Consider the following 13,337-nt stretch of genomic DNA (forward strand, 5'->3'; position numbering starts at 1 on the left):
TGTCATCAATTTTTTTGATACAGGCCTTTTTTTCGCCAATACATCGCGAAGGGCCTCTTACACCTAAAAATTTTGCTTTCGGTAATCAACACATTACGCCGGGCAATTGACTACCACCACGTTCATCGCGAATGGAGTGATAACAATGCGTTCAATTTCAATTATCTCTAAATTAACCGGCGTAAAAAATAACGTCGAAGCCTCTGAAATCACCTTAAAAGGTCCTTCAATTGTCGAGCTGAAAATTGAACGTGAAGAGGTCGCCAGCTTCACTCGTTCGGGCCAGGACCTGGTTATCAAACTCCATTCCGGCGAAACCATTACCATCAAAAACTACTACGCTTTTGCCGATCAAGGTGGCAACCAGCTGGTGCTGGAAGGCCACGACGGCGTGCTTTGGTGGGTTCAGGATCCAGAAACTGCAGCTCACTATGAACAAATTGCCAATATTGACCAAATTATGGCTGCCACTGGCGCACACGCCGAAGGCGGGGCCGTGTGGCCGTGGGTGCTGGGTGGTCTGGCAGTGGCCGCGGGTGGCGCCATTGCGGCAGCCTCAAGCGGCGGCGGCGGGCACTCTGACAGTGGCACCAACCCAGGCAATCCTGGCAGACCAGACGTTACGCCACCTGCCGCGCCTACCGGCCTTGCTGTCTCTGCAGATGGCAGAACCATTACCGGTAATGCCGAAGCTGGCTCTACGGTCACAGTAAAAGATGCCAATGGCAACGTGATTGGCACCGGCACGGCGGGCACCGACGGCAGCTTCACCATCACCCTGAGCTCGCCGCAAGTTACCGGTGAAACACTTACCGTCACGGCAACCGATCCTTCCGGTAACACCGGTCCAGGTGCCACCATTACCGCACCCACTATTCCGCTGCCGGACGAACCAGGCATTACAGGTATCACGAACGATCATCCGAATGCGCCTAACGGCGGTAATATCGGCAATAACTCGCCAACCAATGACAACACGCCAACGCTGAACGGCACCGGTCAGGCCGGTACCACAGTGCACATTTACGACAATGGCGTGCAGATTGGCACCGTTGTGGTCGGCGCCAATGGGACCTGGAGCTTCACGCCTGGCACCGCTTTGGCTGACGGCACCCACTCTTTCACCGTCACGGCGACAAATGAAAGAGGTGAAAGCGCCACTTCTCCTGCCTATACCATCACCATTGATACCGTGCCACCTGCGGCTGCGACCGATCTGGCCATTAGTCCGGACGGTGATACCCTGACCGGCCATGCTGAATCAGGTTCCACGGTCACGGTAAAAGATGCCAATGGCAATGTGATTGGCACCGGCACGGCGGGCAACGATGGCAGCTTCACTATCACTTTGACCACGCCACAAATAACCGGTGAAACGCTGACCGTCACGGCGACCGATCCCTCAGGGAATAGCAGTCCTGGTGCCACCATTACCGCACCGAATATCCCGCTGCCGGATGAGCCAACTATCACTGGGCTGATTAACGATAACCCAGGCGCGCCTAACGGCGGCAATATCGGCAATAATTCCCCGACTAACGACAACGCCCCGACGCTGAACGGTACTGGTCAGGCTGGGACGACAATCCACATCTATGACAACGGCGTGCAAATTGGGACCGTCGTGGTAGGCGCTGGCGGTACATGGAGCTTTACTCCGGGCACTGCACTGGCTGATGGTTCCCATGTCTTCACCGCCACGGCAAGTAACGAAAGAGGCGAAAGCGCTCCCTCCCTTGCATACACCGTCACCATTGATACTATGCCACCTTCGGCAGCAACTGGCCTGACGGTTAGCCCGGATGGGGAAGTCGTCACGGGTCATGCAGAAGCTGGCAGCACAATAACCATCAAAGATCCGAACGGTGTGGTCGTCGGGACTGGTACTGCCGATAACAACGGCAATATCAGTATCACCCTGACAACGCCGCAGGTAGACGGTGAAACACTGAGCGTCGTCGTCACCGATCCGGCAGGTAACAACAGCCCACCAGCCAACGTGATTGCACCAGACGTGCAAGCGCCGGTACTGCCAGTGATCACAGGCGTGCTTGATGATGTAGCCCCCGTTACAGGCAACGTGGGGAACGGCCAGTCGACTAATGACAACACGCCAACCCTACAGGGTACCGGCCAGGCCGGGGACACCATTCATATTTACGCCAACGGCACTGAAATCGGCACCACCAAGGTTGACGTCAACGGGGCCTGGAGCTTTACGCCGCAAACTCCTCTGACTGATAACTCATACACCTTCACGGCAATGGCCTCTAACGTCAGAGGCGACAGCGGAACCTCGGTCAGCTACACCGTTACCGTGGACACTTCCGCGCCAGCCGAACCTACAGGTCTGATAGTCAGCGCTAACGGCGATACCGTGACGGGGCTTGCCGAGGCAGGCAGCACCGTCACCATCAAAGATGCGAACGGGAACGTGATTGGTACCGGCACCGCCGCCCCTGTGACCGGCGTGTTCAGCATCACCCTGACCACACCGCAGCTTGACGGTAGCCACCTCCAGGTTACGGCCACCGATGCAGCAGGCAATGTCAGCCCGCCTGCCGAAGCAACCGCGCCATTCTTCCCGCTGCCGACGGTGCCGACGATCACCGCCATTATTGATAGCGTGCCGCCTATCGTGGGCACCGTACCAAACAACCAGCCAACCAATGACCAAACCCCGACGCTGCAGGGTACGGGCGTAGCCGGTGAAACCATTCATATCTTTGATAATGGGGTTGAGATCGGCACCACTCTCGTCCTGCCTGGCGGCACGTGGAGCTTCACTCCTGGCGCAAACTTACCTGACGGTCCGCACAGCTTTACCGCCACTGCCTCTAACATTCGCGGCGACAGCGGTAATTCCGCATCCTATACCGTGGTTGTGGATACCGTAGTGAATCCGCCGGTGCTCGATCAAATTCTTGATACCACCGGCTCTATCACTGGCCCTATCGGCAACAACGGTATCACCGATGACAGTAAACCGATTTTCAGCGGCACCGGTGAGGCGGGCAGTACGTTAACCATCTTTGATAATGGTATTCCAATTGGTCAGGTCACCGTGGGCAATGATGGTAACTGGACCTTTACTCCGCCAGTCTCTCTGCTTGATGGTCCACATACGATCACCCTGCAGCAGACCGATCTGGCTGGCAACGTCAGTACGATTACCGTTGGCCCAACCTTCACCGTCGATACCATCCCGCCGGTTGCCGTCACCATTGACCTCGTGAGTCAGGACGGAACGACCGTGACCGGGACCGGTGAAGCTGGCGATACCGTGAAAGTGGTCGGTCCGAATGGCGTGGTGCTAGGCACGGCGCAAATTGACCAAACCGGGCACTTCACGCTGACGCTTTCGCCGGCTCAGACCCACGGTGGGACATTAACCGCTCAGGTACAGGATGCCGCAGGTAACGTCGGGCCAGACACCACATTTAGCGCCTCGAACTCCGGCTTCCCGACCGTGCCGGTTCTGGTCTCAGTGACTGACGACGTCGGCCCAATCCAGGGACCGCTGGCTAATGGCCAGGCAACGGACGACAGTCGCCCAACGCTAACCGGGACTGCCGAAGCGGGTACCACCAGCATCACTGTTTACGATAATGGATTGGTGATTGGATTCGCGACGCCTGACGCGAATGGTAACTGGACATTTACGCCGCTACTGCCGCTGCTGGATGGTCCACACTCCTTCACCTTTACCGCCACGAATAACAACGGTACCAGTGGCGCATCGGCACCGTTTGGCGTAGTGGTGGATACCATTCCTCCGGGCGTGCCAACCGCGCTGACGGTTTCCAACGACGGGACAACGCTCAGCGGGACAGCCGAAGCCAACAGCAAAGTGACCATTACTGACGCTAACGGCAACACGCTCGGTAGCGCCACGGCAGACGGAACGGGCAGCTTCACCGTCACGCTTAACCCGCCTCAGCTTAACGGGCAGCTTCTGACGGCTAAAGCCACCGACGCCGCAGGCAACACCGGGCTCGGTGCGACCATTCCTGCCCCGGACCACACGGCACCAAACGCGCCGGGTAACCTGGCGGTCTCCGCCGATGGTCTGCAGTTAACCGGTACCGCCGAAATTGGCAGCACCGTCACAGTCAAAGACGGCAACGGCAACATCATTGGCGTCGGCACCGCCGACCCAAGCGGGCATTTCGATATCCTGCTAGTACCGCCGCAGCTTAACGGCCAGACACTGCTGGTAACCGCGACGGACGCCGCCGCCAATACCAGCCTGCCTGCAACTGTGGTTGCCCAGGATCACACGCCGCCAGTGGCGCCAACCAACCTTCTGGTTAATGAAGATGGCACCGTCCTGACCGGTAAAGCAGAAGCGGGCAGCACGGTAAAAGTCACCGATGCGCTGGGGAATCCATTGGGCCAGGCCGTAGCCGGGCCGGACGGCAGCTTTACCATCACCCTGACCACGCCGCAGGCTAACGGCCAGCTTCTGGAAGTCAACGCCACGGATGCCGCAGGGAATATCGGCCCGAATGCCCCGGTCACGGCCCCGGACATCACGCCACCAAATATGCCGATCATTGGTTCCGTGGTCGACAACGTGCCTGAGCATACCGGCAACCTGAACAACGGTGACCTGACTAACGACGACAAACCGACGATCTCCGGCACGGCTGAGGCTAACTCAACCGTGAAGATCTACGACAACGGCACGCTGATTGGCACAGTCAGCGCGGACGGGACCGGCGCATGGACATTTACGCCGACCACCTCTATCGGCCAGGGCTTGCATAGCCTGACGGTGACCGCCACCGATGCCGCAGGTAACGTCAGCCAGCCAAGCGCCGCCTTTACCATCAACGTTGACTCCATCGCACCGACTGCCCCAACGATTACCCAGGTGTATGACGATGTGGGCACCGTGACCGGGCCGGTCAGCAATAACGGTGCGACCAACGACCCAACGCCAACCCTAAGCGGCAGCGGGGAACCGGGTTCCACCATCACGGTCTACGATGGCCTGAACGTCCTGGGAACCACCACCGTGAACGGCAACGGGACCTGGACATATACGCCAACTACGCCGCTGCTGGACGGGCCGCATTCCTTTACGGTCACGGCTTCGGATGCCGCTGGCAACGTCACCGCGCACTCCACACCGTGGAACGTTGAGCTGATCACTGTCCTGCCAAACGCACCGACGATTGGCGAGATAATAGATAATGTCTCTCCGGATCTTGGCCCGGTGCTGCCGGGTGGCTCAACCAACGATCCTCAGCCGGTGATCAACGGAACTGCGGGCGCTAATGCGGTCGTCCAAATTTACGATGGCACCACGCTTATTGGAACCGTCACGGCAGACGGCACTGGCGCGTGGACATTCAGACCAACTCAGCCGCTGAGCGAAGGCTCGCATACCCTGAATGTTTACGTCACGGATGCGGCCGGAAACACCAGCTCTGCCACCACGCAGATTGTGGTTATCGACACCACCCCACCAGGCGCACCGACCATCGACAGCGCGCTGGGTAACGTTTCCGGTTCGCCTGTCACGCTGATAAACGGCGGCAGCACCCAAAGTACCGAGCCGGTGATCTCCGGTAAGGGCGAAGTGGGTGCCATCATCACACTGTACGTTGACGGGGGTACAACGCCTATTGGCACAGCCACTGTCGATTCGAACGGCAACTGGAGCATCACCCCGAACGCACCGCTGTTGAGCGGCACGCACGTATTCACGACCGTAGCCACGGACGCAGCGGGTAACTCGGGGATGCCTTCCTCTGGCTTCACGCTGTCCGTTTACGCAACAGCTCCGGTTCAGCCAGCCGCCCCAATTGTGACCGATGATGTGCCGCCTGTCGTAGGTCCCGTCGCTCCTGGCGGCAGCACCAACGACACGACGCCAACCTTCAGCGGCACCGGCGTTGCGGGTTCGACCATCGATATTTACAACAACGGGAACGTATTAATCGGCAGCACAACCGTGCGCTCCGATGGCACCTGGAGCTTTACGCCATCGACGCCATTAGGGGAAGCGACCTACAACATTACGGTCCAGGTGACCGACCCGGCGGGAAACATCAGCCCACCATCAGTCTCGATCGCCATTACCGTCGATACCACCGCGCCAGCGGCACCGACTATAGAGTCCGCCGACGATAGCGTGGGCGCCGTCACCGGCCCTCTGGGCAGCGGTTCTGTCACCGATGATGTTTCCCCGGTATTCCGCGGGACAGGCGTCACGGGTGAGACAGTGACGCTGTATAACGGCACCACCGTTATCGGGACTGCGACAGTCGACGGCAGCGGCAACTGGGCTATCACCCCAACCACCCCGCTGGTCAATGGCGTTTACAACCTGACGGCAGTTCAGACGGATGCCGCCGGTAACGCCAGCGGGCCGTCCTCAACCTTCATATTGACCGTGGACGCCACCCCGCTGACGCTGCCGGTTGTCACCGAGATTATCGATAATGTCGGGCCAATCCAGACGCCGCTCACAAACGGCAGCCTGACCGATGACACCACACCGACCTTTACCGGGACCGGCAGCGTCGGCAGCACCGTCACGCTGTACGACACTAACGGCACAACCGTGCTTGGCAGCGCGGTGGTAGGAGCCAACGGCACCTGGAGTATTACGACCTCGACGCTGGGCGATGGGCCGCACAGCATTACCATCAAAGCGACCGATCCTGCAGGCAACTCTGTAGGGCCATCCACGCCGATCGTGATCACCGTCGATACCGTTCCACCAGCACCGCCAGTGGTGAACCCGATTACCGATATCACCGGGGCTCTGGTTACCGGGACAGCGGAGCCGGGGAGCACGGTCATTATCAAAGATAGCGACGGGCATATTCTGGGTACCGGCACGGCATTGCCTGTGACCGGGATCTGGACCGTCACCCTGGTGCCGCCGCAGTATAACGGTGAAGCGCTGACGGCCATCGCTCAGGATGCCGCCGGGAACCAAAGCCCGGCCACGGACTTTAACGCTGGCATCAATCTGGGTATCCCGGCCGCGCCGACCATTGACACCGTGATGGACGATGTCGGCACCATTACCGGTAACGTCGGAAACGGTAAATCGACCGATGACACTCAGCCAATGCTGAATGGTACAGCGGCGGCTAACGCCATCGTGCATATCTTCATCGATGGCATAAATGTCGCCACGGTATCAGCCAACGGCTCTGGCCAGTGGTCATGGACCGTGACAACGCCGCTGCTTCAGGGGCCGCATACCTTCACGGCCACCCAGACCGTGGGCCTGGAAACCAGTGTTCCGTCCATGGTGTACAACATTATCGTGGACACCATTCCGCCAGCGCAGCCGGTGATCCTCACCGTGGTTGATGCCGTGCTGCCGAACGTCGGCGGGCTGACCAACGGCCAGGCCACCAACGATCCAAAACCAACGCTGAGCGGTACGGCAGAAGCCGGTTCGACGGTGAACATCCTCGATAACGGCGTCGTTATTGGCACCGCCACCGCTAACGTCCTTGGCGTCTGGACCTTTACGCCAACGGTTAACCTCGGTGAGGGTTCGCACACCCTGACCGTGACGGCAACCGACGCCGCCGGTAACGTCAGCGTGCCTTCCACCGGCTTTGTGGTCAATGTGGATACCATCGCCCCAGCCTCGCCGGTGATATCCACCGTCATTAACGACGTGACCTCGCAGCCAGTCACCTCCGGGCAGCCGACTAACGACAATACGCCGACCTTCAGCGGCACCGCCGAGGCGGGTAGCACGCTGATCTTTAAAGACGGCAACGTGGTGATCGGCACCGTCACGGTACCGGTGGGCGGAAACTGGACATTCACCCCAACGGTTCCGCTGCTGGACGGCAACCATACCGTCACCGTCACCGCGACCGATGCGGCGGGCAACGTCAGTAACCCAAGCCCTGGCTTTACCGTGGTAGTGGATACCGTGCCACCGATAGTGCCGGTTATTCTGTCCGTGACAGACGACCAGACGCTGCCAGGCAGCAGCCTGCCGCTGATCAACGGCCAGTTGACGAAGGACACGCAGCCAACCCTGACCGGTACGGCGGAAGCCAACGCCATCATCACGGTGAAAGACGGTAACAACGTGCTGGGTACGACTCAGGCGGACGGGCTGGGCAACTGGACCTTCACCCCAACGACGCCGCTGGGTCAGGGGGTACATACCCTGAACGTCACGGCGACCGATGCCGCGGGCAACGTCAGTAACGCGGCTTCGTTTGGCGTGAACATTGACTCTGTTGCACCGAACCCACCGGTGATCGTTACCGTGCTGGACAACACCGCGCCGGTGCTGGGGCCAATCACCAACGGCCAGGCCACCAACGAAACCCGCCCTTCCCTGAGCGGGACGGCAGAAGCCGGTGCCACCATTAAGGTTTACAGCGATGGCAACCTGATCGGCACCACCATTGCCAACGGGGTTGGCGCATGGACGCTGACCCCGGTGGCCGCGCTCGGCAACGGTTCACATACCTTAACCGTGACCGCGACCGATGCGGCTGGCAACGTCAGCAATCCGTCTAACGGCTTCTCGTTGACCGTTGACACCATTGCGCCGAACGCGCCGGTTATCAGTAACGTGGCGGATGCCGTCGGCCCAATCGTCGGCAACCTGTCTAATGGTCAGGTCACCGACGATACCCGTCCGGTGCTGACCGGTACCGCCGAGGGCAACGCCACCGTCAGCGTGTACGACAACGGCGTTCTGCTTGGCACCGTCCAGGCAGATGCGGGCGGAGCATGGACCTTCAGACCATCCACACCGTTGATTAACGGTGGTCATGCGCTGACCGTGACCGCGACGGACGCCGCGGGCAACATCAGCCTGCCGTCAACACCGTTTAACGTGGTGGTTGATACCATTGCGCCGACTCAGCCGATTGTGGTTCAGGCCTTCGATGACGTTGGCCCGGTTCAGGGTCCACTGGTCAGCGGCCAGACCACGGACGACACTCAGCCAGCCCTCAGCGGGACAGCGGAAGCCAACTCCACCATTAGCATTTACGATAATGGCACCCTGATTGGCACCGCGACCACCAACGCGCTGGGCGCATGGAGCTTCACACCTGGTACCGCACTGCCTCTCGGCCAGCACGTCTTCACCGTCACCGCGACCGATGCGGCAGGCAACACCAGCGTACCTTCGGCTGGCTTTACCCTGACCATCGCCAGCGGCGTGTCGAATACGCCGGTGCTGACCTCTGTGGTGGATGACGTCGCCGGTGGCACGGTCGGGCCATTAACCAGCGGCCAGGCGACTAACGATCCGCGTCCAACCCTGAACGGGACGGCGGATGCCAACAGCACCATCAAGATTTACGATGGTGGTAACCTGATTGGCACCGTGACGGCGAACGCCCTTGGCATTTGGGTCTTTACCCCGCCGACCGTGCTGGCAAACGGCTCGCATACCTTCACCATCACCGCCACCAATACCGCGGGCGTGGTCAGTAGCCCAACGGCAGGTTTCACCATTGTGGTGGATACCGTGGCACCTAACCAACCGGCGATAACCTCTGTGGTAGATGATGTCGGCCCGATCACTGGCCCGGTAGGCAACAACCAACCAACGGACGATACGCGCCCAACCCTGAACGGGACTGCCGAAGCCAACGCCACGGTCAATATCTTTGATAACGGCGTGCTGCTGGGGACCACAACGGCGAACGGCAGCGGCGTCTGGACGTTCACGCCAACGCTGCCTCTGCTTCAGGGCAACCACTCGTTCACCGTCACCGCAACGGATACGGCGGGTAACGTCAGCGTGCCGTCCGTTCCGGCTGGCATTATCGTCGATACCGTCCCACCGTTGGCGCCAACGGGCATTGCGGTCAACGCCACCGGTACAGTTGTTACCGGCGTTGCGGAGGCCAACAGCAAAGTGACCGTTACCTCGGCGACGGGTACCGTTCTGGGTACGGCTCAGGCTGACGGCAACGGGAACTTCAGCATTACGCTCTCCCCTGCGCAAACCAGCGCCCAGCCGCTGCTGGCCTTCGCTCAGGATGCCGCCGGGAACATCGGCGTTTCTGCCAGCTTCACCGCACCGTTTACCGGTGTGCCTGGGCTGCCGGTGATCACCAGCATCGTGGACGATGTTCTGCCGAAAACCGGCGTGGTGGGCAACGGGCAGAGCACCAATGACACCCAGCCGACGATCAACGGCACCGCCGAAGCCAACTCCACCGTCAAGATCTACGACAACGGGGCGCTGCTGGGAACGGTGACCGCCAACGCAAGCGGCATCTGGACGTTCACCCCAACTGGCGCGCTGGGTGATGGCGTGCATGCCTTTACCGCGACGGCAACCAACGCCAACGGGACAGGCGGGGCCTCTCTGCCAACCTCGGTGATTGTCGATACCATCCCGCCATTGATCCCTACCGGGGTTATCAGTGCCGACGGTTCAACAATCACCGGCGTAGCGGAAGCGAACAGCACCGTGACAGTGACGCTGCCGGGCGGGATCACCGTCACCGGCACGGCGAATGCTTCCGGCGCGTTCAGCATTACCCTGCCAACTCGCCAGATTGAAGGGCAGTCGCTGTCGATATCAGCCGCCGATGCGGCCGGGAACGTCTCACCGTCGCTCTCGATTACCGCACCGATCCTGCCGCTTTCGGCGAGCAGCAACGTGGTCGATTTGGCGCTAACCACCGATGCCACTATCACCACCGAGCACTACAGCGGCTACGGTAACCTGTTGATTGGCGCCCTGGGCAACGTGGCTTCGGTGCTGGGCAGCAATACCGCTCAGGTCGGCTTCACCATTGGCAGCGGGGCGACGGGGAATATCACCATTAACGCCGCCGCCACCGGGGTAGTGCTGTCCCTGCTGAACACGCTGGAAATCGCGATTCAGAAATATAACCCGGGCACCAACTCGTGGACGACGGTTGTCGACTCATCCTTGCCGCAGTTCCTGAACCTGCTGACGTTGGGCGCCACGGGCGTGACGCTGAACCTCGAAGGTCTGGGTGAAGGGCAATACCGCGTCCTGGGCTATAACACCAGCCTGCTGGCAACGGGGGCGGCCACTAACCTCGCGGTCACCGTCGAGCAGACCAGCGCAGGCGTGGTCAGCGGTACCACCAGCTCTAGCGGGAACGTCATTACCGATCCAGGTCCTGGCGGGGCAGTCGATAACGCCCCTACCGGCACGGTGGTGACGGCGATCACCGACGGCCAGGGCGTGACGCACACCGTGGGCGCAGGCGGGCTGGATGTTCAGGGCAAATACGGCACCCTGCACATCAATCAGGACGGCAGCTACACCTATACCTTAACCAACACCGCGGCTTCGGTACTGGGCAGCACGGAAAACTTCACCTACACCATTACTCAAAACGGCATCAGCGACTCTGCACAGCTGATTGTCACCCTGGGCAACGGCGCACCGGCCAGCACGGTCACCGCCACTGATAACACCGGTTCGCTGACCTTCGGCACCGATGTTGTTGCCGTTGACCATGGGGCTTCGCAGCAAACGGGGCTGTCGGTACTGAGCGTAGGCCTGGGTAACGTGGTCAACCTCAACCTGCTGGCTAACATGAGCAACCCGATCCTGTTTGATGTCGCGGACGGATCGACCCGCACCATGACGCTGCAGGCGAGCGTCGGCGGGGTAGCGCTGCTCTCCACCTTTGACCTGTACATCTACAAGTTCAACGCGGCGACTCAGCAGTACGAGCAGTTCCAGGTGCAGAAAACCTGGCTGACGGCTCCGCTGTTGGGCGGCACCTCCGGTCAGTTGACCGTGACGTTGGGCGGCGGGGATTACCTGTTCCTGCTGATGAACGCGAGTGGCGTATCACTGCTGACCAGCTACACGCTGAATATCCTGCAGGATCACACCTATGCGGTCGACAGCCTGGCAGCGTCAACCACCGGTAACGTGATGCAGGATGATATCGCCCCGGCAGGCAGTCTGCTGACGGCGGTGAACGGTGTGTCTGTCTCGGCAACCGGCACCACCACCATCGTCGGCAAGTTCGGGACGCTGACTATTGATGCCCACGGCAACTATACCTATACGCTGAACAGCGGCCAGGGTGCCGACAGCATCAATACGCCAGACAGCTTCGTGTACACCGTCACCGCGCCAAACGGTGATACCGGTACCGCGTCGCTGAACATCACCTCCACGCCGCACATCGTGGATGCCGTGAACGACGTCAGCTCGATTATGGCTATCACGTCGACACAGAACACTGCGGCTTACGCGAGCGCCACGGTCGGTCAAACCTCCTGGAACACGGCGCTGCTGGCCTCTACCCACGGCAACGGCAGCGGCACCTTTACCATTGCGGATAACACCGTGCTGAGCGGGGCTGCCATCGTGTTCAAAGTGGCTTCCGGGCTGGTACTGGGCGGGCTGTCAGTGAGCTGGACGCTGAGCGACGGGCTGGGCCATACCTACACCGGCACCTTTAGCGGCAGCGCCCTGCTGGGCGGCACGGCGACCATCCCGGTCACGGACCTGCATTCAGGCACCTGGACGCTGAGCTACGTCGGGAACATGGGGCCGCTGGGGCTGGGTACCATTACCATCACGCCGAACATCACCGGGACCTCGAACCTGCTGGACAGCTTCACGGCGCAAAGTACCGTCGTACACGGCAACCTGTATGACGGCACCGACTCCGCCGGCGCGGCTGACCAGCTTGGCAGCGTCCACACGCTGATGACGATTACTGGCGCCAACGGCAGCACGGCTACGCTGAATCCACTCACCAACAGCGACGCGGTGGCCACGATTCAGGGCCAGTACGGCACGCTGACTATCGGCATCGGGGGGAACTACACCTACACCCTGAATGCCGGGGTGGCACCGGGCTCAATCACCAATAAAGAGGTCTTTACCTACATCCTGAACGATCAGAACGGGCATTCAGACTCCGCCACGCTGACCATCAACATGAACCCGCAGATCGTCAGTACCGCCTATGGGGACATCATCAACGGCTCGTCGGCCTATGCCGATACGCTGGTGTACCACGTCCTTGCTGGCGGGGCGAACGACGGCACCGGCGGCAACGGATCGGACGTCTGGAAGAACTTCTCGCTCACTCAGGGCGACCAGATCAACATCCACGACCTGCTGGTCGGCTGGAACGGGCAGACCTCAACGCTGGGCAACTACCTGAGCGTGGCTACCGTCGGCAACAACACGGTCATCTCCATCGACCGTGACGGCACCGCCGGAACATTCCATTCAACCACTCTTGTCACTTTGGAGAACGTGCACACCACACTCGATGAGCTGATCCAGAACAACCACATTGTTGCCTGATAGTTGTAGCGAAAAATCCCCGGGCGCGCAGACGCCCGGGGAATAAGAC

Annotated in this window: 1 protein-coding gene; it reads left to right on the forward strand. The window is 60.4% G+C overall.

What is annotated here, in order from left to right; genetic code table 11:
• Nucleotides 1–145: 145 nt before the first annotated feature.
• A complete protein-coding gene (locus LH86_RS00450; RefSeq protein WP_039297424.1) occupies nt 146–13,288 on the forward strand; it encodes a BapA/Bap/LapF family large adhesin in 13,143 nt (4,380 codons plus the stop codon).
• The last annotated feature ends 49 nt before the right edge of the window (nt 13,289–13,337 follow it).

The sequence above is a fragment of the Cedecea neteri genome (assembly GCF_000758325.1).
GTDB lineage: Bacteria > Pseudomonadota > Gammaproteobacteria > Enterobacterales > Enterobacteriaceae > Cedecea > Cedecea neteri_B.

Bases quoted from the DNA above. Each gene is read 5' to 3' on its own strand.
- LH86_RS00450 (WP_039297424.1), top strand. From the start codon at position 146: ATGCGTTCAATTTCAATTATCTCTAAATTAACCGGCGTAAAAAATAAC.